The organism is Micromonospora sp. WMMD812 (assembly GCF_027497215.1).
Lineage (GTDB): Bacteria > Actinomycetota > Actinomycetes > Mycobacteriales > Micromonosporaceae > Micromonospora.
Window position 1 is genome coordinate 4,114,480 of sequence record NZ_CP114904.1, and the last position, 23,940, is coordinate 4,138,419.

Consider the following 23,940-nt stretch of genomic DNA (forward strand, 5'->3'; position numbering starts at 1 on the left):
CTCGTCGGGTGGGCATCGTACGTGGCTGCCATCGTAGGTAATCTCCCGTGGGCGTCGCCGACCCGTGGGGCGATGTTGCCGGCCAGGTAATCGTACGAGAGCACGAGGAGGCCACTGTGGCGACGAAGACGGCGACCGGTGGCCTGAGCCGGATCACCATCGTGGCGCCCCGCACCAGGATGGACCTCGCGCTGCCGTCCGACGTGCCGCTCGCCGACCTGCTGCCGACGTTGCTGCGTTACGCCGGGGAGGACCTGGCCGACGAGGGCGTACGGCACGGGGGCTGGAGCCTGGCACGGCTCGGCGGGCAGCCGCTCGACGGCGGGCGTACGGTCGCGCAGCTCGGTATCCGTGACGGCGAGGTGCTCTACTTCAACCCGCGCGCCGCGACCGCTCCCGAGGTGGTCTTCGACGACGTGGTGGACGCGGTCGCGACGGCGACCAACCAGCGGCCCGGCGCGTGGCAGGCCGGCACCACCCGGTCCTTCGCGGTGCTGTTCGCCGCGGCGGCCCTCGCCGCCGGCGCGGTCGCCGCGCTCTTCGCCGGGCCGCCGCAGCTGCCCGGTGCGCTGGCCGCCCTGCTCGTGGCGGTCGCCCTGCTGGTCAGCGCCGCCGTGCTGTCCCGCGCCGCCGGCGACAGCCGGACCGGCGCCGTGCTGGCCATGGTCGGCCTGGGCTACGCGGGCACCGGCGGCCTGCTGCTGCTCGCCGGCGATCGGAAGCTGACCGAGCTGGCCAGCCCGCACGTCCTGCTCGCCGCCACCGCGGTGGTGCTGTTCGCCGCGGTGGCGGCGCTGGCCGTGGGCGACCGGCTCCCGCTCTTCTTCGGCGCGGTCGCGGTCGGCGTGGCCACGGGCCTCGGAGCCGTGCTGTCGCTGGCCTTCGGCATCAGCGCGACCGCCGCCGCGGCGGTGGTGGCGACGGTCGCCTTCGGCGCGGTGCCCGCCCTGCCGATGGCCTCGTACCGGCTGGCCCGGCTGCCCGTCCCCTCCATCCCGACCGGCCCGGACGACCTGAAGACCGACACCGAGTCGGTCGACGGCCGGCGGGTGCTCCAGCTCAGCGAGCGCGCCGACGAGTTCCTCACCGGTCTGGTGTGGACGGTGTCCCTGGTGGTGCTGGGCGCGCAGGTGGTGCTCGCCCTGAACGGTCGGCTGCCGGCCGTGCTGCTCTGCCTGGTCTTGGCCCTGCTGTCGCTGCTGCGGGCCCGGCCGTTCCTCGGCCGGGGCCAGCGGACGCCGGTGCTCTTCGCCGGGACCGCCGGGCTCGGCCTGACCGCCGCGGCCACCTTCGCCGGCGGCGCGATGGCCGTCCGGCTCGGCGTGATCGTCGGCGGCCTGCTGCTGGCCGCCGTGGTCAGCCTGATCTACGGCCTGACGGTGGCCGGCAAGCGGATCTCGCCGGTCTGGGGCCGGCTGCTGGACATCCTGGAGATCCTGCTGATCATCGCGCTGGTGCCGCTGGCCGTCTGGGTCCTCGGCCTCTACGGCTGGATCGTCAACCTGCGGCCCTGACCGACCCGCCCCCGGCCAGCAGCGCGCCGGCCGGGGTGGCGGCCCAGACGCCCGGGCCGTGCTGCCCGTCGACCGGGCGGGCCGGCGTGCCGCACCGCCGTGCGACATCCCGGATCACCTTCACCAGCGCCTCGACGTGGTTGTCCATCGCCGCGACCCGGAGGAGCGGGGCGACGGCGCGGCCACCGGGCAGGACCGTCACCGCGACCGTGTGCGAGGGCGCGGAGGTCGCGGTCAGCGCGTCCACCAGGGCGCCGAGCGGAGCCTCCGGCCGGGCGCGGAGGGCCAGGCAGCGGTGCGTCCACCCGCCGCCGCGCAACCCGGTCCAGATCTCCGCGGGCGGGTCGGGCGTGAGGTCGAGGCCGGCGGCCGAGACCACCGCCGCGCGGAGTTCGTCGCGGCCCAGCGCCCGGTGGGCGAGCCCGGCCGCGTTCAGCGCCTTGCCGAGCCGCCCCATGCCGGCCGCCAGAGTGCGGTGGACGCCGGCCATTCCGCCGCCGCGGGCCACCGTCTCCGTCCGGGCGTCCCGCACCGAGAGCCGCAGTGCCACCCAGACGGTACGGTGCGCCGCCGGCGGCGCGCCCGGCGCCGGGTACCACACCAGGGTGTGCGAGACCATCTGCGCGCAGGTGACCGGCCCGCTGAACTCGGCGAGCACCCGCAGCGCCCGGTCCACCACGGCGGCCTCCACCGAGCCGGCCGGGGCGCCGGAGCGGCCGAACAGCGCCACGGCGGCGAACCACCCCTCGTCGTCCTGGCCGATGCCGAGCCGGGTGCCCCGGTCGGTCAGCTCGATGAAGGACAGTTCCGGTGCGAGGGACACGAGCCGCGGATCGCTCCCGCCGCCCTCGGCGAGGGCCGCCCGGGCCCGGTCCCGACGCTCCCGCAGCCGGCGACGCAGCAGCACGTCCTCGTACCACCACCGGCCGCCCCGACGGGCGAAGACCGCCAGCAGGACCAGGAGCGCGACGCCGCCGACCACGCCGACCAGCCAGCCCGGCCCACCCAGCGCGGCCCAGACGGCCACCGCGCAGAGTTCCAACACGACCAGCTGACCGACCACGAGCGGGCCGACCCGGCCGCGGCGGCGCTGGTCGGGTGCCGGGACCGGCCGGCCCGGCGCGCCGGACGGGTCCACGGCGGTACGCACGGGTGGCGCCTCAACCTGCGTCATCGGTGACTGTCCCTCCTGCACGGTGCGGCTTTCCGCGACGTCGTACGCTGCCGGGCGCGGGCGCTGGTCCCGGTGACCCGCCGACGGCCCCTTATCGTAGGGAAGCCCGCGACACGACTCAGACCTGATCGTCGCGGATCCACCCCGCCGGAGGTAAGTCATGCGGACCCGCCGCGATCAGGTGCAGGCGTACCGCTTCGTCACCCGCCGCATCGTCTCCGCGCTGCTGTCGGGCGATCCGGAGACCAACAACCTGCCGATGCGGCGGCTCGGCATGGCGGTCTTCGGCAGCGCCATCGCCGCGGCCGTCGTGCTCGGCGGCGCGGGCGCGTACGGGCAGTTCACCGGCAACACGGCTCCGTTGGAGGAGAACACGCTGGTGATCGAGCGGGAGAGCGGCGCGACGTACGTCTTCGCCGAGGGCCTGCTGCACCCGACGCTCAACTACGCGTCCGCCCGGCTCATCCTCGACAAACCGGACCCCGAGGTCCGGACGATGTCGCAGGCCTCGATCCGGGACCGGCCGCGCGGGCGTACGGTCGGCATCGTCGGCGCCCCGGACGCGCTGCCGGACCGCAAGTCGCTGGCCGGGCTGCCCTGGTCGGTCTGCGACGTGCCCGATCCGGCCGATCCGCGCCGGTCGAGCACCCGGCTGGTGATCGACCGGCCGCTACCCGGCGGCACACCGCTGGGCGACCGGGCCGTGCTGGTCACCGTCGACGGTCAGCGGCACCTGCTCACCAACAACGCGCGGAACCAGTTGGTCGGCGACAACCGGGTCGCCGCGCTGCGGATGGCGAACGCGCCCACGCTCACCGTCGGCCAGCAACTGCTGAACGCCGTGCCGGCCGGCCCGGCCCTGCGCGAACCGACGCTGGACGGGCTCAACCAGCAGGTCGGGTTGTCGGTGGCGGGCCGGCCGGGCCGGGTCGGCCAGGTCTACCGGGCCGCCGGCCAGCACTACGTGCTGACCCGGGAAGGGCTGGCCTCCATCGGTGAGGTCACCGCCCTGCTGCTGCTCCGCGAGGGGGGCGCGGTCACCGACATCACCCCCGACCAGGCCGGCCAACTGCTCACCGACCAGCGGGCGGAGCAGGCCGGGATGCCGCAGGCGCTGCCCGCCCTGTACCCGGTGCGCGAGGGCCAGTCGGTGCTCTGCGCGACGTACCGGGCGGGCGCCGGCGGCGGTCCGCCGGTCACCACGATCGAGGTGTTCGACCGTGCGCCGGCCGAGCTGACCGCCACCGGCCCCGGTGCGCTGCCGGTCCGGCAGACCCCCCGGGACGCGGTCCGCACGGCCGAGCAGGTGCTGCTGCCCGGCGGCAAGGGCGTGCTGGCCCAGGCCGCGCCGGGCGCCGGTGACAGCGGGGTCGGCGCACCCGGGTCGACGGTCTACCTGATCAGCCCGCAGGGCGTGCGGTACCCGCTCGGCACCCGCGCCGGCGACGCCCTGTCCGCGCTGGGCTACGGCGGGGTCACCCCGCTCGCCGTACCCGGGTCGTTGCTCGCGCTCATTCCCACCGGGCCCACGCTCGACCGGGAAAGCGCGCTCGCCCACTTCGAGCCCGGCGCCCCGGCGCCGGCCGCTCCGGCACCGGCTCCGGCGACGAGCGGCGGGCCGACCGGCTCGCCGGCCCCGGAGGGCAGCGGTGGCACGCCGTCCGGGTCTCCCGACACCAGTGGGTCCGGATCGCCGGCCACCGGCGGCACGCCGTCCGGATCGTAGGACGCCGACGCGGCCCGGTCCGGCGCTGTCGGTGGTCTGACCGGGCCTCGCGGCAGCCTGCCCGTACGGCGGGTCGCCCCGGTCGCGGCCGTCGACTAACCTGGTGCGGGCAAACGGTTGTCGATTACCACCACGGGGATGTTGCCATGACCGGGCGCACGGAAGTCGATCTGTTGTCCCTTGAGGACTTCCAATCGCTGTTGGCCGACCGGCTGACCCAGGCCGAGTCGGTGTTGCGCAAGCTCAACACCGAGATGCAGTGCTCACCGCCGGCGCTCGGCTCGTTCACCGACGCCACCAGCAACGCCCGTCGATACTCGGAGATCCACCAGTCCTACGTGGACCAGGCCGAGCGGCTGCGGCAGGCGGTGAAGGCGGCGCAGAAGGCGACCAGCACGATCCTGGCCAACTACCGCACCACCGAGGCGCGCAACGCCGCCACCGCGGCCGACATCGCGGCCGCGCTCAACGGGGTCGACGAGGCGCTGAAGCCGAAGGAGGGGCCGCGTGTCTGAGTACGTTCAGCGCTACCAGGGCGTGAGCCACCAGGAGCTCTACGACGCCGTGATGGCCGGCAAGCCGGAGCAGATCGACGGTGTGGCCGCCCAGTGGTCCTCGCTCAAGGGCATCCTCGACGGCCTCGGCCGGGATCTGAGCGGCGACCTGGAGAAGCTGGCCAACACCTGGACGGGCTCCGCCGGGCAGGAGTTCCAGCGACGGCTGACGCTCGTGGTCGGCTACGCGGGCACCCTCGGCGAGGGCATGGACGACGTCAAGCAGGCCCTGACCATGATGGCCGGTCAGCTGCGCACGGCGCACAAGCAGGCGGAGAGCCCGGAGGAGACCGACGACCACGACCAGGCCGTCAACGGGGCGCTCAAGGGAGCGGTCTTCGGCGTGCCGGGCATCGTGGTCGGCGGGCTGCTCGGCCACCAGCAGGACAAGGAAGAGCAGGAGAAGGCGCACCAGCGCATGGTCAACGTGGTGGCCGAGCTGGCCGCCGGTTACGACCTCTCCGCCTACGGTCGCGTCGTCACGCCCCCGCCACCGCACCCGGACACGCCGGGCGCCGTCGACGGCACCGGCTCGACCCCGCGCAGCGGCCCGGCCGTCGGCACGCCGGCGTCCGGACCGGGCAGCACGGGTCTCAACCCGCACACCGGCGGCGCCACGGTGGCGACCCCGGACCGGGTCGGTGCCGGCCCGGAGGGCGGCCGGGGCGGTGATCTGCCCGAGACGACCGTCGGTGGCGGCACGGGCGGGCTCGCTGGCCCGGGGGCCACGGATCCCGACGCGGGGACGTCCCTGGCCGGCGCCAACCAGCTCGCCGGTGGCCCCCTGGTGTCCGGCACCGGGCTCGGCGCCGGCCCGGGCACCACGGTTGCCAGCGCCAACCCCGGCACCGGTCTGCTCTTCGGCGCGACCGGTGGCGCACCGGCCGGTGGCCTGGTGGGCACCGGCGCCCTGGCCAGCTCCGCCGGCAGCCCCACGACGACCTCCGGCCGCCCGACCGGCGCCCCCGCCCCGACGGAGAACCGGTCGGCCACCGGCGTCGGGCGCAGCATGGACGGCCGGCGCGGCGACGGCGCCGGCCGGGGCGGCAACCGGCCCGGCGTGCTCGGTGGGCGCGGCCACGACGAGGACGAGACCGACGAGCGCCTCACCTGGCTGACCGAGGACGAGATGGTCTGGCAGGACGGCAAGGCGGCCCCGCCGCCGGTGCTCGGCACCGCCGACTGATCTCTCGTCCCGACACGTCACGACGGCCCACCCGGCCTCCGGGTGGGCCGTCGCCGTTCAGCCACGGCGATGACGGCGGGCCCGGCCGTGCGGGGTCGTCGCGCGGCGGTGACGGCGGCTCGGCGGCACACGGTCCTCGCGCGGCGGTGACGGCGGCTCGGCGGCACGGGGTCGTCGCGCGGGCGTGCCGGGCGGTCGGTGTCCACATCGAACGGGTGGGCCGGGTCACGTCACAGACCCCGTCCGCCCCGCTGCGGCCCGCAGCAACGGGCGATAGGTTGGTGACGTGTTGTCCGTAGCGTCCGCCCGTTCCGTCCGGCGGGCCACGCTGCGTTCCCTGCGCGAGCTGACCCGTCTGGCCGTGACCGCCCTGGCGCTCGCCGTCGGTCTCGGCGGCGCCACCACCGGGCCGGTCGCGCCTCCGCCGGCGACCGTCGCCCAGCTCCAGCCGAGTGCGGTGACCAGCCAGGCCGACGTCCTGCGACCCGAGGCCCCGCCGGCCGCCGAGCGGCTGGCCGAGTCCGCCGCCTCGACGATCCGCCCGGCCCACGGGCGTGTGGTCGCCGCCCCGGCCGGCGCCGTGGCGACGACCCCGGACGCTGTCCCCGTCGCCGGCCCGGGCCACGGCGCACCGGGCCGCCGCGGGCCACCGTTCGCCTGACCGGGGGGCACACCCCGACGGCGACCACCTGACGCCGACCGGCGGACCCGGGAACGATTCCTCGTCCGGCTCACGCCCCGGCTGTCGCCGCTCGGCGAAGTGGCGTGCCACCGCCCCGGCCCCGGCCCTGGCCTGGCCCCGGTGTTGGCATCCGGCTCTCGACCCAGGTTCCCGGCTTCCGGCTCCCCACCCGGGCTCCCGGCATTTCCGGCTCCGGACCCCGGGCCTCCGGTCCGGCCCGCGAGGCGACGCCGGGTCTGGCCGCCGAGGGCGGCGCCGGTCGAGCGGGCCGCAGCGCGCCGGCGCCGATGGGGTGCCCCTATCAGTCCACTCGTCCACTCCCGACAACCGACCACGAGGTGCAGAAGATGCAGAACGTCCTCTCCGCCGTCCTGCCCGACGTGCCCCGGGCCGCCGTGATCTGGCTGAGCCTGCTGGCCGTGGTGGCCCTCACCGTCGCCGCCCTGTTGCTGCTGCGGCCGGGCCGGCTCCGGACCGACGCGGGCGCCCGGATCCGCCAGGCGGCCATGCCGAGCCAGCTGGAGCTCGCCCAGGAGGAACGGGAACGGGAACGCTACGCGCAGGAGGTCGCGGTCGCCGCGGAACGGGCCGGCGCGACGGCGCAGCGCCGCCGGACGGAGTGGCTGGCCGCGCAGGAGTCGGTCGAGGACGCCTGGCAGGCGTACGAGGCAGCCGAGGCGGACGTCCGCCGGCTGGCCGCCGCCGCGGCGATGCCGCTGCCGCAGACCGCCCGCACGCCGGCCGAGTACGTCGACCGCGAGCGGTACCTGCACCGGGCCGCGCTGGACGCGTACTGGCGGCGGGAACTGTCGGTGGAGCAGCTCAGCGACGTCTTCGCCCACCGGGGCGGCTGGGACCCGCGGCGGCACCCGGTGGAGCAGGAACTGGTCCTGCGTCGGGCGGTGCGGGACAACCTGCTCGCCCGGCACCAGGCCGCCCGGGAGCGGGAGCAGGCCGCCTGGCGGGCCGCCGAGCTGGCCGTGGCCGCCGCCCGCAGCCTCCGCGAGGGGGCGTACGCCGCGACCGGCCGCCGGGTCGAGGAGTCGCAGGTGGTACTGCCGCTCGGCGAGATCGCGCGTCCCGTGGAGCAGCAGACCCGGGAGAACGTGATCGTGGCCCGCGGCCGCGCCGCCGTGCCGGCGTACTGACGGCCGGGCCGGCATGCCGGCGTACTGACCGGCCGGATCACCCGTGCGCGGGGCGACGTGGCCCGCTGCCCGGCCGACATCGTCCGCCTGGGTTAGCGTGTCCGCATGTCCCGGGAGGCGTGGATCGTCGTGGTGATCGCCGGCATCGTGGCGCTGGCCACACTGGTCGGTGCCGTGCTGCTAGCGGTCCGGATTGTCCGGGCCCGCCGCATGCTCGGCGCGCTCGGCGCGAGCGGCAAGGTGGCCTTCTACGGCGCCCTGATCTACGCGATCTTCCCCGTCGACCTGCTGCCCGACCCGATCTACCTCGACGACATGGGCGTCCTCGCCGGGGCGCTGCTCTACCTCACGCGGCTGGCCCACCGGCACCGCACGGCCGCGCGTCGGCTCCCCGGGCAGCCGGACGCGCCGCCGGAATCGGGCCGGGCCCGCCGGCCTGTGCGGTGACGGACCGCAGGCGACAGGGGACGCGAATGCCGAGCACGCACCGGTTGGACGTACGGGACGAGCGGGTCGTCGAGTTCTGCCGGGAGCGGCACCTCGCCACGCTCACCACGCTGCGCCCGGACGGCACCCCGCACGTGGTACCGGTCGGGGTCACCCTCGACCCCGCCGCCGGCCTGGCCCGGGTCATCACCAGTGAAACCTCCCGGAAGGCCCGCCACGTGGCCGCGGCGGGCGCGCAGGGCGCCCCGGTGGCGGTCTGCCAGGTCGACGGCCGGCGGTGGCTCACCATCGAGGGCCGGGCGGTCGTGCGGTCGGATGCGGCCACGGTGGCGGAGGCGGAACGTCGCTACGCGGAGCGCTACCGCACGCCGCGCCCGAATCCCGCCCGGGTGGTCATCGAGATCACCGTGACCGGGCTGCTGGGCGGTCTCTGACCCTCGGCGCCGTCTGCCCGGTTCGTCCCGCCCGGTCCGGTTTTCCACCACCGCCGGCGCGGCCTGCCGTACGCCGGCGACTTCTGGTGCCCAGCGCCACGTCCTGACGCCTACCCGGCTGGAATGCCGGTCGGAGCAGGGCCGTTACATCCCCCGGTAGGCCCCGGACGCAGTGTGCTCCCGGGGCCGTTCCGCTGCTGAGCCGAGCGCCTGTCCTGGTGCTTCGCGCCTCCCTCGGAGGCGCCGACCCCCTGATTGGAGCCCGACCCATGAACCCGATCATTCACAAGAGCGGCCTCTCTGTCGCCGGCCTCCTGGTCGCCGGCGGGTGCGTGCTGGGTCCCGCGGTCGCCGCGCAGGCGGCTCCGGCCCAGACCGGCCCGGCGACGTCCACCCAGTCCGACAAGGGTGGCCAGCACGACCGGCGGGCCGAGCGGACGTTGGGCATCGACTACCAGGCCCAGCCGAACTTCTACTACTGCGGTCCGGCCGCGACCCGGATCGCGCTCTCCGCGCAGGGCAAGGCGATCTCGCAGGACGACGTCGCCGCCATGCTGGGGACCACCGAGGCCGGCACCGCCTCGGCTCTGGACACCACCCGGGTGCTCAACGAGCTGACCGGTGGCAAGTACAAGACCACCGAGATCCGTGACTCGGTGGCCAAGCCGGAGCAGGTCGAGCGGCTGCGTACCGATGTGATGACCGCGCTGGACGCGGGCCGGCCGGTGGTGGCCAACGTCAAGGGCACGGCGGTGGACGCGAAAGGCGTTCCGCACTCGTACGAGGGCGGCCACTACCTGACCCTGGTCGGCTACCGGGACGGTGGGGACGCGATCCAGATCGCCGACCCGGCCGACCCGACCGACGGTGAGTACTGGATGCCTCTCGGCAAGGTCGCCAACTGGATCGCCGAGCGCGGCTACTCCTCCTGACGTCACGGCGTCAGCGGGCCGGGCTCCCTCTCCGGGGGAGCCCGGCCCGTCCGATTCCCCGGGCCCGGCCCGTCCTGCGGCCAAGGCTGGCCCGGAGCGCGGAGCGCCGCGCCATGCCGTCGGCACCGGTGGAGAAGCGCCGCTGGCCGGTCCGGTGCAGCCGGCGGTGTACGGGCGGACGCACCGCGGCCTCGCCCGCGCCGGCCGAGGTCCGCACCAGCCGGTTGGCCTCCTCGGGCTCGTATCCGTCGGCCCGGAGCAGATCGCTCGAGGCGGCACGGAGATCGGTGATCAGCGCCTCGCCGAACGATCGCACCCCCTCCGCCCACGCGCGGCCGGCCAGGTCGGCCGCCTCCAGCGTGAGCGCCCTCGTCCGGCCGGACTTCTCGCCCCTGCTGCAGTCTTCGCGCAGCACGCGAGCCGCTTGGCCGAGCCGCGTCATGGCGGCCGGCAGTTCCTCCGGGATCGGCTCGTCGTACTGGATCGCGGTCGACGACCACCGGGCCAGCACCCGCACGTCCAGGGCGAACCGTTCCAGGTGAGTCGCGCCGCGCGCGTACCGGTGGTACTGCGCGCGGCGGTGCCAGCGGGCCGGTGCCAGGGTGACCACCTCCTCCGCGCCGCTGAGCGCCTCGTTCAACCGGCCGACGTCCGCCTCGAGCCCGCGCAGCCGTTCCAGGGCTCCGATCGCCTGGTGGGCGTCCCGCTGCCGCAGGGCGGCGGCGATCGTGTCGAGCTGCTGGGTCACCGTGTCGAAGATCGGCGTCGCCGCCCGGTCCAGCACCCGGATCGGGTTCACCGGCAGCAGCAGCGCCACGACCAGCAATCCGATCCCGGTGCCCACCAGCGCGTCGAGGATCCGCGGCACCTCGAGTCCGCGTTCCATCGGCGCGAGCGTGGAGATCAGGACGGCGGTACCGCCCGCCTGGCCGACCAGCGCTCCGCCCCGGCCCGCCACCAGCAGGGCGGTGGCGATCGCCAGGGCGACGACCAGTCCGGTCTGCCACGGACCCGACCCGAGCGCGAAGCGCAGCAGATCCCCGATGACGATGCCGAGCCCCACCCCGGCGAGCAGTTCGAAGGTGCGCCGGGCCCGCTGGCCGATCGCGGTGGCGATGGTGGCGACCGCGGCGGCGGGTGCGAAGACGTGCGCTCCGGGGCCGAGTAGATGCTGGGCGAGCAGCGCGGCGAGCGCGGACGCCAGTCCGGACTGCACCGCGATCACGCCGGTGACCTCAAGCTGGCGCAGCCGGATCTTTCCTGCCTCACCGCCGAGGTGCCGGGCCCGCGCCACGTGCTCACCGCCCCGCTCGGCCACCGCGCCGAGCGGCGACCGCGCGGGCTCGGCGGCGGGACGGTCCTGGGCCATGGTCGCGCTTACCCCACCCCGGCCCGGTGAATCGTGGCGGGCGGGATCATGCCGACCGGGCGGATCGTGCCGTTGCCCCCCGGAAAACCGGTCGCGTGGTGGCGGCGCCGGACGCGACGATCGGCCGGTGAAGATGCACGCCGACCAGGTCGACATCACCCCCGATGTCGTCGCCGCCCTCGTGGCCGCGCAGTTCCCCCGCTGGGCCGACCATTCCGTACGCCCGGTCGTCTCGCACGGCACGGTGAACGCGCTCTTCCGGCTCGGCGAGGACATCGTCCTGCGGTTCCCGCTGCAGCCCGGTCCCGACGTCCGCGAGGCGCTGACCGGCGAACAGGAGAACGCTCGCCGGATCGCTCCCCAGGTGCCCCTGCCCGTGCCCGAACCGCTCGCCCTCGGCGAGCCGGGTCCCGGCTATCCCGGCTCCTGGTCGGCGTACCGCTGGATCCCCGGCCGGATCGCGGGCGACGCGAGCATCGACGACCCGCTGCGGTTCGCGCGTGACCTCGCCGGCTTCGTCGCCGCCCTGCACCGGGCGGACACCGGCGGGGCGACCTGGAACGGCCTGAGCCGGGGCGGGCCGCTGCACGACATGGACCGGTACGTCCGCCGGTACCTGGCCGAGAGCACGCACCTCGTCGACACCACAGGGCTCGCCCGGATCTGGGCCGCCTGCCTCGACGCGCCGGCTCACGGCGGCCCCGACGTGTGGCTGCACGCCGATCTCATGCCGGGCAACCTGCTGGTCCGTGACGGCCGACTGGCCGCCGTCATCGACCTCGGGGCGGTGTGCGTCGGCGACCCGGCCGTGGACCTCATGCCGGCGTGGAACCTGCTCAACCCGGCCGCCCGGGGCGTCTACCGACGCGCGCTCGGGGTCGACGACGCGACCTGGGAACGCGGCCGGGGCTGGGCGTTGGTCCAGGCGATCGGCGCGCTCGCCTACTACGTCGACACCAACCCGGTGATGGCCGGCACCGCCCGGCACACCCTCGGCGCCCTCCTCGCCGCGTCGAGCTAGGCCGACCGCGGCACAGCGGCCGGCACCGACCCTCCGGACAGGACACTCCCGGGCCACCGTCGCGCGGCGGCCCGGGAGAGTCGTACGTCAGCGAACCTGGTCACCCTCACCGGTGCGTGCCTGGGCCCGGTCGACACCCTTGTCGATCTGGTCCTTGTACTTGCCGCCGGTGCGCCGGTCGGCCATCTCACCGGCCTTCTTCAGCCCTTGGTCCACCTGCTGGTCGTGCTTGTTCGCGAAGTCCTTGGCCTTGTCCATGAAGTCGCGCACGGCGTCCTCCTCGATTCCGGCTCGAACCCGGAGCCTTCCCGTGGCCCCCGGCCGCAAACACCGTCGATCCGGACGAGCCGGCCCTTAGCCCCTGGCGCGGACGCCGGAGCGGAGACGTCCCGAACCGCGCCGATCCGGTAGCCCGTGGGCGCGACGGGTGTCGGGGGGACGTCGGACGGGTACCGACCGGCCAGACCCCGGCCGGACCTAGGAGGGTGGCGGTGGACGTGGACGACGACGGTCCCGGGCGGACGCCCGGCGCGACGGCGCCGGACCAGGCCGCGAACGGGCCGCGACAGGCCTGGGCGGGGCTGCCCTGGTTGGTCCGCTCGGCGGTGCTGTGGAGTGCCTGCCTGGTGGTGGTCGTGGCCGGGCTCTACCTGCTGGGCCGCATCGCCGTGCTGCTGGCGCCGCTGGCCATCGCGGTGGCCGTCACGATCTTCCTGACCGCGCTGCTCGATCCGGTGCTGCTCCTGCTGCGCCGGCTGCGGCTGCCCGCGTCGCTGGCCGCCCTGCTGACCATCCTGCTGCTGGTCGGCGTCCTGGTCGGGGTTGGCGTGCTGGCGTGGAACCTGACCGCCGGCCAGTTCGACGAGCTGAGCCAGCAGCTGCGGCAGGGCCTGGGCCGGACCCGCGACCTGGTCACCTCCACGCTTCCCGTGACCGACCAGCAGCTGGACCGGTTCGTCGAGCGGGTCCGGCAGGGCATCGGTCAGGGCTCGCTCGACCCGGTCGCCGGGGCCCGGACCCTCACCGAGGTGTTCGGTTCCGCGCTCCTCGCCCTGGTGCTGCTCTTCTTCCTGCTCAAGGACGGCCGGACGATGTGGCGCTGGGTGCTGACCCGGATGACCGGGCCGAACCGGGAGGTGGCCGCCGAGGCGGGACGGATGGGCTGGCGGACGCTCGGGGCGTACAGCCGGGGCACGATGATGATCGCCGCGATCGACGCCATCGGCATCGGCCTGGCGCTGGTGGTGCTCCGGGTGCCGCTCGCCCTGCCGCTGGCGCTGATCACCTTCATCGGCGCGTTCATACCGATCCTCGGCGCGACCGTGGCCGGTGCGATCGCGGTGTTGGTGGCGCTCGCCGCGAACGGGCCGACCACGGCTCTGCTGACCCTGGCCGCGGTGATCGCCGTGCAGCAGATCGAGGGCAACCTGCTCGAGCCGCTGATCATGAAGCGGCAGGTTCGGCTGCATCCCGCGGTGATCCTGGTGGCGGTCACCGCCGGCACGCTGATCGCCGGCATCGCCGGCGCCTTCGTCTCGGTCCCGATCACCGCCGTCGTCTGGCGCGTCATCGACACCGTCCAACAGCACCGCCGCACCGCCGGGTCACCGGCGTAGGTGGGTGGCGAACCAGGTGGTGGCGGCGTCGGCGACCTGGTCCAGGGTGCCCGGCTCCTCGAAGAGATGGGTGGCGCCGGGCACGATGCTCAGCTTCACCGAGCCCGGCAGGGCGTCGCGCGCCTGCTCGTTGAGCGTGATCACCTGGTCGTCCAGGCCGCCGACCAGCAGCAGCGTCGGGGCGCGTACGGCGGAGAGCGCGGGACCGGCCAGGTCCGGCCGGCCGCCCCGGGAGACCACGGCGCGCACCTGGTCGGGGCGGGCCGCCGCGCTGACCAGGGCCGCGGCGGCGCCGGTGCTGGCACCGAAGAGACCGATCGGGAGCCCGCGCGTCGACGGCTCGGTGCCCAGCCAGTCGACGATGCCGGACAGCCGGTCGGCGAGGAGCCCGATGTCGAAGCGGAGTTCGGCGGTGCGGGCGTCCACCGCGTCCTCGGCCGGGGTGAGCAGGTCGACCAGCACGGTGCCGAGCGCCTGCCGGTTGAGCACCTGGGCCACCGCCACGTTCCGGGGGCTGTGCCGCGAACTGCCGCTGCCGTGTGCGAAGAGCACCACCCCGACCGGGTCGCTGGGGAGGACCAGGTCGGCCGGAAGCTCCGCCTCCCCGACCGGGATCGTCACCTCGCTGATCTTCACGTCCATGCCGTGACCTCCCACCGACCGGCGGGGCCGCCGGCCACGTACCGCTTACCCCGCGCCGCCGACCGCACGCGTCTCCGTGCCGCCGAGCGCACGCTTCCCCGCGCCGCCGAGCGCGTCCTTGCCGGGGGATCAGCCCCGCCCGGCGGGGCCGATCGGCGGGGCTGTCTCCGGCGGCGTTTGTCGATCGGCGGGCCGGGTAGCCGACGGATGACCGCAGACCGTGTCGGCGCATCGCGCCCCGACGGATCGCGAGGATCACCATGGCCCAGCAGCGGCAGACGTCTCGGCAGCAACAGGCGTCCCGGCACCAGCAGAGGTCCGAGGAGGAGCACCGGCTCCGGTCGGCCGAGCGCAACAAGGACTGGGCGGACGACGTGGCGCACGCGCGTACCGCCGACGATCCGCGGACGATGGCACCACGCGACGCCGAGGGTCGCCCGTCGACCGGCGAGCGCTTCACCTGACAGTCGACGCGTACGACGGCCGGGGCGGGAGTGACCGTCCCGGCCGCGTGGTTCACCGGGCGTACGGGAACCGGCCGTGTCCCGGGTCGGTCACGTCTCCCGCTCCGGCAGGCGGAGCAGCGGGCCCCGGCCCGGTGGCTGCTCCGGCGGCGGCCCGGAGGGATGCGCCGGCGGCACCGGCACGGTCACCGGCTCGTCGCAGGTGATCCGAAGGGTCTCGCCGTGGTGCCGCAGCTCGACGACGTCGTCCTGCTCCGCGTGGCGCAGCGCGTACGTCGTCTGGTGCGGCCGGACGTCCACCCGCAGCCGCATCCCGCGCCACAGCAGGGAGAACTCCAGGCGGCTGAGCCGGCTGGACAGCCGGGGTGAGAACGACAGCGTGCCGTCGTGGTCGCGCAGGCCGCCGAACCCGGCGATCAACGCGATCCAGGCGCCGGCCAGCGAGGCCATGTGCACACCGTCGCGGGTGTTCTCGTTCAGGTCGTGCAGGTCCATGAGGGCGGCCTCGCGCAGGTAGCTGTGCCCCAGCTCCGGATGGCCGACCTCGCAGGCGAGCACCGCCTGGGTACAGGCGGACAGCGACGAGTCCCGCACCGTGCGGCGCTCGTAGTAGAGGAAGTTGCGGACCTTCTGGTCCGGGGTGAACGCGTCGCCCCGCCAGTGCATGGCGAGCACCAGGTCCGCCTGCTTGATCACCTGCTTGCGGTACAGGTCGAAGTAGGGGTAGTGCAACAGCAGCGGGTACTTCTCCGGCGGCGTGTGCAGGAAGTCCCACTCCTGGAGCCGGGTGAACCCCTCCACCTGCTGATGAACGTCGATCTCCTTGTCGTACGGGACATGCATGGACGACGCCGCGTCCCGCCAGCTCGCCGCCTCCTCGTCGGTGACACCGAGGCGCTCCGCCTCGTCCCGGTAGCGCCCCACCACCTCGGCGGCGGTGAACAGGTTCCGCTGCGCCATCAGGTTGGTGTAGATGTTGTCGTTCTTGACCGCGGTGTACTCGTCCGGCCCGGTCACCCCGTCGATGTGGAACACGCCGTGCCGGTCGTGGTGGCCGAGCGACCGCCACAGCCGCGCCGTCTCCACCAGCAGCTCCAGCCCGATCTCCTGCGCCAGCTGTTCGTCGCCGGTGACCAGGACGTAGCGGCGCAGCGCGTCGGCGACGTCGGCGGCGATGTGGAACGCCGCGGTGCCGGCGGGCCAGTAGCCGGACGACTCTGGGCCCTCGATCGTCCGCCACGGGAACGCCGCGCCCTGGAGGTTCAGGGTCTCGGCCCGCTCCCGGGCGCTGTCGAGCGTGGCGTGCCGCCAGTAGAGCGCGTTGCGGACCGCGTTCGGCTGGGTGTACGTCAGCACCGGCAGGACGAACATCTCGGTGTCCCAGAACGCGTGCCCGTCGTACCCCGGTCCGGTCAGCCCCTTCGCGGCGATGGGCCGGCGCTCGGCCCGGGCGCCCGCCTGGAGCACGTGGAACAGACCGAACCGGACCGCCTGCTGGACCTCCGGGTCGCCCTCGACCCGCACGTCCGACGCGTCCCAGAACTCGTCGAGGTAGCCCCGCTGCTCCCGGCAGAGCCCGTCCCAGCCGTCGAGGCGGACCGCGGCGAGCGCCGCGCCGACCTGGTCGCGCAGCGCCGGCAGTGAGCGGCGGCTGGACCAGCCGTACGTCAGGTACTTGACCACCCGCAGCGTCTCACCCGGTCTGAGCACGCAGCCGATGGTGGTGCGGACCCAGTCCTCGTAGCCCTCGGACTCGATGGTGGTGTGCTCCGGGCCGTGCACCTCGTGGTCCATCGCGGCGGCGACCCGCAGCCCGGAGACCTTGGTCCGGTGGATGAGCAGGCCACCGTCTTCGGTGGTGAGCTCCTCCTCGGCGGTCAGCGGCGACTCGAGCACGGCCGCCACCCGCGGGTCGCGGCTCTGCGCCGGCAGCGTCTCGTTCGCGACCAGCTCGGACTGGACGATCAGCCGCAGCGGACCGTCGACCGCCTCCACCTCGTAGTTGATCGCGGCCACCGCCCGCTGGGTGAACGAGACCAGCCGGGTGCTGCGGACCTTGACCTCGCGGCCGGCCGGCGAGCGCCAGTGCAGCTCCCGGTGCAGGGTGCCGGCGCGCATGTCGAGGATCCGCTCGTGGGACAGCAGTTCGCCGTACCGGACGTCCAGCGGCTCGTCGTCGACCAGCAGTCGGATCAGCTTGCCGTTGGTCACGTTCACGACGGTCTGGCCGGACTCCGGGAAGCCGTACCCGGCCTCCGCGTACGGCAGCGGGCGCAGTTCGTAGAACGAGTTCAGGTACGTCCCGGGCAGGCCGTGCGGCTCGCCCTCGTCCAGGTTGCCGCGAAGCCCGACGTGCCCGTTGGACAGGGCGAAGACGGACTCGGACTGCGCCAGCACGTCCATGTCCAACCGGATCTCCCGGACGTACCACGGCTCGACCGGATAGGCCCGTTCCCTGATCATGCGGCGCGCCCTTCGTCCAGCAGCTCGGCGAGATCGGTGACCACCACGTCGGCGCCGTGAGCCCGCAGCTCGTCGGCCTGGCCCACCCGGTCGACCCCGACCACGTAGCCGAAGCCGCCGGCCCGACCGGCCTGCACGCCGGAGAGGGCGTCCTCGAAGACCGCCGCCTGAGCGGGCTCGACGCCGAGCCGCCGCGCCCCGGCCAGGAAGGTGTCCGGATGGGGCTTGCCGCGCAGCCCCTCGGCCCGGGCGACCAGACCGTCCACCCGGTCCTCGATCAGCGGCTGGAGGCCGCCGGCGGCGACGACTTCGCGGCCGTTGGCGCTCGCCGTGACCACGGCTCGGCGCAGCCCGGCGGCGACCGCCGCCTTCAGGTAGGTCACCGAGCCGGGGTAGACGTCGACCCCGTCGGTGCGCAGGCGCTCCAGCAGCAGCACGTTCTTGCGGTTGCCGACCCCGTTCACCGTCTCGGCGTCCGGCGGGTCGTCCGGGCTGCCTTCGGGGAGCACGATCCCGCGGGAGGCGAGGAACGTGCGGACCCCGTCGGCGCGTGGACGCCCGTCGACATACCGGTTGTAGTCCGGGCCGGGGTCGAACGGCCGGTACGGCTCGCCGGTGGCCGCGGCACGCTGTTTCAGGTACGCGTCGAACGTCTCTGTCCAGGCAGCGTTGTGCACCCGGGCGGTCTGCGTCAGCACTCCGTCCAGATCGAAGAGACAGGCGGTCACATGAGCAGGTAGGCCCAGCACGGTACGAATCTATCCACCCGATCGGGCCGACAAACCCGTTTCCGCCCGCCCGGGGTCACTGCGGACGCAACGTCCAGACCACGGTCATCGCCGAGGTCGGCGTGCCGTCCTCGGTCGCGATCTCGACCTCGACCGGGAACTCCGGCCGCCGGCCGGACTCCAGCTCGGCCGTCACCTCGGACGCCGGCCGGCCCAGCCGAGCGGTGGCGCGTACCGGGCCCAGGGCCAGCTTGCGGTACGCGATCTCGGCCCGGACGGCCAGCGGCACCGCGCGGTCGAGGAGCTGACCGAAAGCGGCCAGCACCACCGCGCCGGACGCGGTCTCGCCGAGGGTGAACATGGCGCCGGCGTGCGGGCCGCCGACGTGGTTGTGGGTGGCCGGCGAGTCGGGCAGCCGGACGACCGCCCGGACGCCGCCGTCGGCCTCCGGGGCGACTTCGACGAACTCGAAGCCGAGCGTACGGGCGAACGGCACGGCCTCGAGCATGCCGGTCGCCACCTGGCGAGAGTCGATGGACATACCCCGACGCTACTCGTCGGTAACTTGCCGGGCAAGAGGCGGGGATGGCGCGCTCGTCCTCAGCTCGGCGAGCGGCGGGTTCGGTGGCGACTCGACACGCCGCCGGGCCAGGCCCGTGCACATGGGCCTCGCGGGGAGGTGGGCGAGTCCGGCCCCTGCTCGGCTCCAGGCACGCTATAGAGCTGAGTCGTTTGCGTCATCATCGCGCGACACTCGCCAGAGTGGCGGACCGGTGGTGGCCGAGTTGGGCAGCCTGCTCCCCTCGGGTTGGACGGCCCGCGACCGCCCGGTTGGACGGCCCGCTACCGTCCGGATGGACGGCCCGCGACCGCAGGATGAGGCCGCGGAGCCGAGGTCGCGGGGCACCCGGTCGCTGATGTCGTAACCGACTCAGGTCTAAAGGCTCCGCAGAGCTTTGCGCCGGGCGGCCGGAGCTGGCCGGATCCGTCCCCCACCCGGCCGGGCCCGGATCGGCCCGGCCGGCACGATCGGATCGGGGTCAGAGGTTGGCGATGGTGCGCAGGATCTCCGCATAGAAGTTGCCGTCGATGCTGCGGAACAGCGCGAAGTCCTGGCCCGGGTCTCCGAAGAAGGGGCGCAGGGTCCAGGCGAGCTGGGTGCCGACGAACCCGAAGAGCAGGATCCAGATGTAGAGCAGGGTCATGCTCGCCGGCCGCTGGTTCGGCTCGCCCCGCCGGACCGGCGGGTTCGCCCAGGGCCGCTGCTGCGCCGGATAGCCGGGCGGCAGCATCCCGGGCGGGAACGTGGTGGTCGGCGGCGCCCCGACCAGGGCCGGCACCGGCTGCGCGGGCACCGCCGGACCCGCGGCGGGCGCGGTAGGCGTGGCCGGCACGGACTGCGCCGGGACCGCCTCCCCGCCCACGGCGACCGCGGTCGCCCCGCCCGCGGTGGCACCGTTCGCGGTCGCCCCGGCCGGCACGGCGACCGACTCGGCCGGCGCCGCCACGGTGGCCGGCCCAGCCGGCGCCGCAACCGCCGGCGCCGCAACCGCCGGCGCGCCCGCGGTCGTGCCCTCGGCGGGCGTTGCCGGGGCGAGCAGGCCGTGCTGGTTGAGCACCTGCATGCCGCCGGTCAGAAAACGCAGCCCGACCAAGGCCGAGAGGGTCAGGATCGCCACGTTGAGCAGCTTGAAGAATCCGTAGTCGGGGGCGGTGATCAGGAAGAAGAGGCTGATCGGCGCGAACGCCACGGCCAGCATCGCGGTGACCGTGATCGCCACCATCACCAGCGCCAGCGACTGGCGTACCGAGAGGCGGGCACCGAAGACCAGATTGAACAGGTAGAGCGTGGGCAGGCAGATGGCCAGCGTGATCAGGAAGAGCAGCGGCAGCTTGACCGCCGAGGTCAATGCCATCAGCACGCTGTGGAACGCACCCAGCACCGCCCCGTAGCAGGCCAGCGCGATCGCCGAGCTGACCAGCATCCGGCCGGTCAGCGCGTTCAGGTCGCGTTCGGCCACGATCTGCTGCCAGATGCCCTCCCGGTCGCGCAGGATGCGCTCGATGACCAGTGGATTCGGACGGTCACCCGACACGGGCGCGCCCCTCTCTCATCGGTTCTTCATGGATGGTGGTGGTGCGCAGACGGTAGGGCACCCGGCCGACTCAGCGCCACCCCACATCGATGCGGTCGCCCCGCTCGTCGAAGAAGTGCAGCGCGTCCATGCGTACCCGGACCGAGAGCGCGTGGCCGGCGGAGACGGCCGGGTACGGGGCGAGGCGCACCCCGAGCTCGGCCGGGCGCCGGCGGTGCCGGCCCGAGTCGGGCAGCACGCTCGTCCGGACACCGACCGGGGTCGGCTCCGCGGCGTCCACCTGCCGGCCGGTCAGCCGCTGCATCACCTGGCCGAAGCGGCGCAGGCCGCGCTGGCCGACGTCGAGCGGGTCGCCGCCCCGGCTGCCCATCTCGTCCACCACGATCGCGGTCGCACCGACGTCGAGGAACGCCAGCGACTCGTGGCCGTGGTGCTCCAGGTAGCGGATCCGGCCGTGGAGAACGTCGCCCGGACTGTCCGGGCTGACCGGCGTGAGTGCCTCGGCGCGCATCCCGACCACGATCCGCTCCCCGTGGTAGTGCGCCACCGCGCGACTCCGGATGTCGTCCCAGGGCAGGTAGAGCGCCTGTTCGCCAAGGGTCAGGGTGACGTACCGGTCGAGGTGGACGTAGACCGACGCCTCCAGCAGGTTCATCCGCGGGCTGCCGAGGAACGCGGCGACGTAGAGCGTGGCCGGCCGGCCGTACACCTGAGTGGGTGTGCCGACGTCCTGCAGGACGCCACGCCGCATGATCGCCACCCGGTCGGCCATGGTGAGCGCCTCGGCCTGGTCGTGCGTGACGTAGATGGTGGTGACGCCCAGCTCGCGCGTCAGGCCGGAGATCTCCGCGCGCAATTCGGCACGCAGCCCGCTGTCCAGGTTGGAGAGCGGCTCGTCCATCAGGAAGAGCCCGGGCCGGCGGACGATCGCGCGGCCCATCGCCACGCGCTGGCGCTGTCCGCCGGAGAGTTGGCTGGGCCGGCGGCCGAGCACGTCGCCGATGCCGAGCGCGCCGGCCACGTCGCTGACCCGCTCGCCGCGTGGCACCGACTCCACGCCGGCCAGCCGCAGCGGGAAGGCGATGTTGTCGCCGACGGTCATGTGCGGGTAGAGCGCGAAGTCCTGGAAGACCATGGCGATCTTCCGGTCCCGGGGCGGCAGGTCGTTGGCCAGCTCACCGTCGAGCAGCAGCGCGCCGTGCGTCGGGTCCTCGAGCCCGGCGACCATCCGCAGCACCGTCGACTTCCCGCACCCGGAGGGGCCGAGCAGCACCATGAACTCTCCGTCGGCGACGTCGAGGTTGATGCTGTCGACGGCGACCGTGCCGTCCTTGAAGACCTTGGTGACATCTTTGAGCGCGACGGTGGTCACCGCCACCTCCCCCAGTCGTCCGGCCGAACCCCCGAATGACTGTGACCAAGATCATGCCATCAGCACATCGGGTAAACGTGCCATGTTCGGGCGGTGACGGCTCTGTTACCCCCTATCGAGGGCCGACGATGCCCTCCGGGCGGCGATCAGCAGGCGCGGTGCCGTTCCGGACGCTCGCCGAGGAAGACCTGGCGGACCACCCGTTCGGCCGCGTGCCCGTCGTCGAGCGCGCAGAACCGGGCCCGGAACTGCTGGCGTGCTTTGGCCGCGGCGTCCGACCGGGCCTCGCCCGTGCGGAACAGGTCGAGCAGGTCGGCGAAGGTCGTGGCCACCGCGCCGGGCGGCTCCGCGGTCACGTCGAAGTAGACGCCGCGGGCCAGCCGGTACGCCTCCCAGTCGGGTGCGTACACGACGATCGGCCGGTCCAGGACGGCGTAGTCGAACATCGCCGACGAGTAGTCGGTGACCAGCACGTCCGCGACCAGGTAGAGGTCCTCGACCCGCTGGTGGGCGCTGACGTCGAGGATCCGTTCCCGTTCCGGGGTCGGGCGGGGACGGCGGTCCCGGTCGTGGAAGTAGTGGCTGCGCATGAGCAGCCGGCCGGACGGGCCGAGCGCGTCGAGGAACCGGTCCGGGTCGAACGGTGGCCGGTAGTTGGGCAGGTGCTCGCGGTGCGTCGGGGCGTACAGCACCACCTGCTCGGCCAGCCCGATCCCGAGGTCCGCGCGCAGTCGAAGCACCTCGTCGGCGGTCGCGGCGACCAGCCGGTCGTTGCGCGGATAGCCGACCTCCAGCGTGGTGTACGCCGCGGGATAGGCCCGGTCCCACATCTGGGTCGAGAAGCTGTTCGAGGTGATGCTGTAGTCCCAGCGGTCCACCCGGCGCAGCAGCCCGCCGAAGTCCATCTGGCCGGCGCCGATCGGGTAGCGCTGCTGGTCAAGCCCCATCACCTTGACCGGCGTGCCGTGGTGGGTCTGCAGGTGGACGGATCCGGGCCGCTTGCGGACGAAGTCCGGGAAGTTGACGTTGTTGACCAGCCAGCGGGCCCGGGCGAGCACCCGGTAGTAGGCCGGCGTGCCGGCGACCACGTACTCCACCCCGGGCGGCACGGTGTCCACCCGGTCCCGCCGGACGATCCACACTCCACGGATCTCCGGCGCCAGCCGACGGGCCGCCTCGTGGATCGCCGCCGGATTGCAGGCGTACCCCCGGTACCAGTACGCGGCGTACACCGCGAGCGACGGGTCGACCGGGCGGTGCAGCTCCGCCCGGTAGTACTCGCGGAGCAGCACCTCCCGGGCTCTCCGGGCGTTGCGCCGGGCCACCGGTGTCACCCGCCGCCGCGCGGTCCGGGCCGAGCGCCGTGCCGTGTCCCGGGCCCGGTTGGCCGCGCGCAGCGCGCTGAACGTCCGCCACCTGCCGGTGGCGACGAGGCGGTGCTTGAGCCCCTCCACCCCGTCCGGCGCGGAGTAGCCGCCCGGTGGCAGCCAGCGGGCGTAGTCGGCGGTGATCTGCGCGAAGAACGCGGGCCGCAGCTCCGGGGCGATCCGCTGCCCGTTGCCGAGCACGATCAGGTAGTGCCAGATCATCCGCTCGAACACCGCCGGGCGCAGGTCGTCGACCGCCGGCCCCCAGCGGTCCATCAGCTGGAACACCCGGTGCCACTGCGGGAACACCTCGAAGTGCCGGTCACCCCGGGTCCGGGTGATCGCACCCGCCCGGCGCTGCCGGTAGTTGACGCAGACCCGGTCCAGCACGCCGATCCGGTCCGCGGCCATCAGCACCGGATAGCTGAACGACACGTCCTCGTACCATCCGGGCTCGAAGCGCAGCCCGAGGTCGACGAGGAACTGCCGGCGGACCACGCGGTTCCACGCGGTGTGCAGCAGCCGCAACGTCTCCGGCCGGCCACGGAGCCGGAACGTCCCCGCCCCGGGCGGTTCGGGGAAGACCTCGCGCAAAGCGCTCGGGGTGGCGGTGTTGTTCCAGTGCGTGCGCACGTGGTCGACCAGCAGCACGTCCGGCCGGGTGGCGCGCAGCCGCTCCGCCACCTCTGGCAGGCACCCCGGCGCCAGCCAGTCGTCGCCGTCGAGGAACCAGACGTAGTCGCCGACGGCCCGGTCCAGCCCGACGTTGCGGGCCGGACCGAGCCCCACGTTCTCGGTCAGCCGGACCGCGCGGACCCGCTGGTCACGCGCCGCGTACTCGTCGATGATCTCGCCGCTGTCGTCCGGTGAGCAGTCGTCGACGCCGATCACCTCGAGGTCGGTGAAGGGCTGGTCGAGGATCGAGTCCAGGCACTCGCGTAGGTAGCCCTGCACCCGGAAGGCCGGCACGACGAAGCTGATCAAGGTCATCCGGCCGTCCCTCCG

General features: G+C 74.2%; 22 protein-coding genes. 12 read left to right on the forward strand and 10 right to left on the reverse strand.

Going from position 1 to position 23,940, the window contains the following annotated elements; translation table 11 throughout:
* The first annotated feature begins 116 nt into the window (after positions 1–116).
* The gene (eccD, locus tag O7603_RS18910; protein WP_281571134.1) at positions 117–1,514 is read left to right on the forward strand and encodes a type VII secretion integral membrane protein EccD; all 1,398 of its coding nucleotides are present in this window, start codon (positions 117–119) and stop codon (positions 1,512–1,514) included.
* On the opposite strand, the gene O7603_RS18915 is transcribed toward eccD, so the two are convergent.
* Entirely contained in the window at positions 1,498–2,688 is a 1,191-nt protein-coding gene (locus tag O7603_RS18915; RefSeq protein ID WP_281571135.1) for a type VII secretion protein EccE, read from the reverse strand. The two genes, eccD and O7603_RS18915, sit on opposite strands and share 17 nt — an antisense overlap.
* Positions 2,689–2,848: 160 nt before the next feature.
* On the opposite strand from O7603_RS18915, the gene eccB reads away from it, so the two are divergent.
* The 8 genes from eccB (at position 2,849) to O7603_RS18955 (ending at position 9,797) form a co-directional block, all read left to right on the forward strand.
* Positions 2,849–4,414: a type VII secretion protein EccB gene (gene eccB / locus O7603_RS18920; protein ID WP_281571136.1), complete on the forward strand. Its 1,566-nt coding sequence runs from the start codon at positions 2,849–2,851 to the stop codon at positions 4,412–4,414.
* Between the two features lie 146 nt (positions 4,415–4,560).
* A complete protein-coding gene (locus O7603_RS18925) occupies positions 4,561–4,929 on the forward strand; it encodes a hypothetical protein (protein ID WP_281571137.1) in 369 nt (122 codons plus the stop codon).
* On the forward strand, positions 4,922–6,154 hold the full coding sequence (locus tag O7603_RS18930) for a WXG100 family type VII secretion target (protein ID WP_281571138.1): 1,233 nt from the start codon (positions 4,922–4,924) through the stop codon (positions 6,152–6,154). Before O7603_RS18925 ends, O7603_RS18930 begins: the two co-directional genes overlap by 8 nt.
* 286 nt (positions 6,155–6,440) lie before the next feature.
* A complete protein-coding gene (locus tag O7603_RS18935) occupies positions 6,441–6,815 on the forward strand; it encodes a hypothetical protein (RefSeq protein ID WP_281571139.1) in 375 nt (124 codons plus the stop codon).
* Between the two features lie 368 nt (positions 6,816–7,183).
* On the forward strand, positions 7,184–7,984 hold the full coding sequence (locus O7603_RS18940; RefSeq protein ID WP_281571140.1) for a hypothetical protein: 801 nt from the start codon (positions 7,184–7,186) through the stop codon (positions 7,982–7,984).
* Positions 7,985–8,089: 105 nt separating this feature from the next.
* A complete protein-coding gene (locus O7603_RS18945) occupies positions 8,090–8,431 on the forward strand; it encodes a YkvA family protein (RefSeq protein ID WP_281571141.1) in 342 nt (113 codons plus the stop codon).
* A gap of 26 nt (positions 8,432–8,457) precedes the next feature.
* Positions 8,458–8,865 (forward strand): TIGR03618 family F420-dependent PPOX class oxidoreductase, encoded by a 408-nt coding sequence (locus tag O7603_RS18950; protein ID WP_281571142.1) that lies wholly within the window; start codon positions 8,458–8,460, stop codon positions 8,863–8,865.
* Between the two features lie 269 nt (positions 8,866–9,134).
* Positions 9,135–9,797, forward strand: coding sequence for a C39 family peptidase (locus O7603_RS18955; RefSeq protein WP_281571143.1), 663 nt, complete (start codon positions 9,135–9,137; stop codon positions 9,795–9,797).
* A gap of 10 nt (positions 9,798–9,807) precedes the next feature.
* Here the strand turns inward: O7603_RS18955 and O7603_RS18960 are convergent, their stop codons facing one another.
* Positions 9,808–11,166: an FUSC family protein gene (locus tag O7603_RS18960; protein WP_281571144.1), complete on the reverse strand. Its 1,359-nt coding sequence runs from the start codon at positions 11,164–11,166 to the stop codon at positions 9,808–9,810.
* Between the two features lie 133 nt (positions 11,167–11,299).
* On the opposite strand from O7603_RS18960, the gene O7603_RS18965 reads away from it, so the two are divergent.
* A complete protein-coding gene (locus O7603_RS18965; RefSeq protein ID WP_281576732.1) occupies positions 11,300–12,187 on the forward strand; it encodes an aminoglycoside phosphotransferase family protein in 888 nt (295 codons plus the stop codon).
* 87 nt (positions 12,188–12,274) lie between these two features.
* Here O7603_RS18965 and O7603_RS18970 read toward each other — a convergent pair whose 3' ends face one another.
* The gene (locus O7603_RS18970; RefSeq protein ID WP_281571145.1) at positions 12,275–12,457 is read right to left on the reverse strand and encodes an antitoxin; all 183 of its coding nucleotides are present in this window, start codon (positions 12,455–12,457) and stop codon (positions 12,275–12,277) included.
* Positions 12,458–12,678: 221 nt separating this feature from the next.
* Between O7603_RS18970 and O7603_RS18975 the strand changes: the two genes are divergently transcribed.
* The gene (locus tag O7603_RS18975) at positions 12,679–13,803 is read left to right on the forward strand and encodes an AI-2E family transporter (protein WP_281571146.1); all 1,125 of its coding nucleotides are present in this window, start codon (positions 12,679–12,681) and stop codon (positions 13,801–13,803) included.
* Here the strand turns inward: O7603_RS18975 and O7603_RS18980 are convergent.
* Positions 13,792–14,445 carry a dienelactone hydrolase family protein gene (locus tag O7603_RS18980; protein WP_281571147.1) on the reverse strand — a complete coding sequence of 218 codons (654 nt, stop codon included), beginning with the start codon at positions 14,443–14,445 and terminating at the stop codon, positions 13,792–13,794. The genes O7603_RS18975 and O7603_RS18980 overlap by 12 nt on opposite strands.
* A gap of 260 nt (positions 14,446–14,705) precedes the next feature.
* Here O7603_RS18980 and O7603_RS18985 point away from each other — a divergent pair, with 260 nt between their 5' ends.
* Positions 14,706–14,909, forward strand: a complete 204-nt coding sequence (locus O7603_RS18985; protein ID WP_281571148.1) for a hypothetical protein — start codon at positions 14,706–14,708, stop codon at positions 14,907–14,909.
* 90 nt (positions 14,910–14,999) lie between these two features.
* Here O7603_RS18985 and O7603_RS18990 read toward each other — a convergent pair whose 3' ends face one another.
* From O7603_RS18990 to O7603_RS19015, 6 genes are all read right to left on the reverse strand, one after another.
* Complete coding sequence (locus O7603_RS18990) at positions 15,000–17,372, reverse strand: glycoside hydrolase family 65 protein (protein WP_281571149.1); 2,373 nt, start codon at positions 17,370–17,372, stop codon at positions 15,000–15,002.
* Positions 17,369–18,121: a beta-phosphoglucomutase family hydrolase gene (locus tag O7603_RS18995; protein ID WP_281571150.1), complete on the reverse strand. Its 753-nt coding sequence runs from the start codon at positions 18,119–18,121 to the stop codon at positions 17,369–17,371. Before O7603_RS18995 ends, O7603_RS18990 begins: the two co-directional genes overlap by 4 nt.
* Positions 18,122–18,176: 55 nt before the next feature.
* Complete coding sequence (locus O7603_RS19000; protein WP_281571151.1) at positions 18,177–18,641, reverse strand: DUF4442 domain-containing protein; 465 nt, start codon at positions 18,639–18,641, stop codon at positions 18,177–18,179.
* Positions 18,642–19,140: 499 nt separating this feature from the next.
* On the reverse strand, positions 19,141–20,196 hold the full coding sequence (locus O7603_RS19005) for a hypothetical protein (protein ID WP_281571152.1): 1,056 nt from the start codon (positions 20,194–20,196) through the stop codon (positions 19,141–19,143).
* Positions 20,197–20,266: 70 nt separating this feature from the next.
* Positions 20,267–21,568 carry an ABC transporter ATP-binding protein gene (locus O7603_RS19010; protein ID WP_281571153.1) on the reverse strand — a complete coding sequence of 434 codons (1,302 nt, stop codon included), beginning with the start codon at positions 21,566–21,568 and terminating at the stop codon, positions 20,267–20,269.
* A 146-nt stretch (positions 21,569–21,714) separates the two neighbouring features.
* Entirely contained in the window at positions 21,715–23,925 is a 2,211-nt protein-coding gene (locus tag O7603_RS19015; protein WP_281571154.1) for a bifunctional glycosyltransferase family 2 protein/CDP-glycerol:glycerophosphate glycerophosphotransferase, read from the reverse strand.
* Positions 23,926–23,940 lie beyond the last annotated feature (15 nt).

Coding starts and splice junctions, on each gene's coding strand:
- O7603_RS18990 (WP_281571149.1), bottom strand. CDS start 17,372: ATGATCAGGGAACGGGCCTATCCGGTCGAGCCGTGGTACGTCCGGGAG.
- O7603_RS18915 (WP_281571135.1), bottom strand. CDS start 2,688: ATGACGCAGGTTGAGGCGCCACCCGTGCGTACCGCCGTGGACCCGTCC.
- O7603_RS18980 (WP_281571147.1), bottom strand. CDS start 14,445: ATGGACGTGAAGATCAGCGAGGTGACGATCCCGGTCGGGGAGGCGGAG.
- O7603_RS18960 (WP_281571144.1), bottom strand. CDS start 11,166: ATGGCCCAGGACCGTCCCGCCGCCGAGCCCGCGCGGTCGCCGCTCGGC.
- O7603_RS18965 (WP_281576732.1), top strand. CDS start 11,300: ATGCACGCCGACCAGGTCGACATCACCCCCGATGTCGTCGCCGCCCTC.
- eccB (WP_281571136.1), top strand. CDS start 2,849: ATGCGGACCCGCCGCGATCAGGTGCAGGCGTACCGCTTCGTCACCCGC.
- O7603_RS18955 (WP_281571143.1), top strand. CDS start 9,135: ATGAACCCGATCATTCACAAGAGCGGCCTCTCTGTCGCCGGCCTCCTG.
- O7603_RS18950 (WP_281571142.1), top strand. CDS start 8,458: ATGCCGAGCACGCACCGGTTGGACGTACGGGACGAGCGGGTCGTCGAG.
- O7603_RS19000 (WP_281571151.1), bottom strand. CDS start 18,641: ATGTCCATCGACTCTCGCCAGGTGGCGACCGGCATGCTCGAGGCCGTG.
- O7603_RS18940 (WP_281571140.1), top strand. CDS start 7,184: ATGCAGAACGTCCTCTCCGCCGTCCTGCCCGACGTGCCCCGGGCCGCC.
- O7603_RS18985 (WP_281571148.1), top strand. CDS start 14,706: ATGGCCCAGCAGCGGCAGACGTCTCGGCAGCAACAGGCGTCCCGGCAC.
- O7603_RS19015 (WP_281571154.1), bottom strand. CDS start 23,925: ATGACCTTGATCAGCTTCGTCGTGCCGGCCTTCCGGGTGCAGGGCTAC.
- O7603_RS18925 (WP_281571137.1), top strand. CDS start 4,561: ATGACCGGGCGCACGGAAGTCGATCTGTTGTCCCTTGAGGACTTCCAA.
- O7603_RS18945 (WP_281571141.1), top strand. CDS start 8,090: ATGTCCCGGGAGGCGTGGATCGTCGTGGTGATCGCCGGCATCGTGGCG.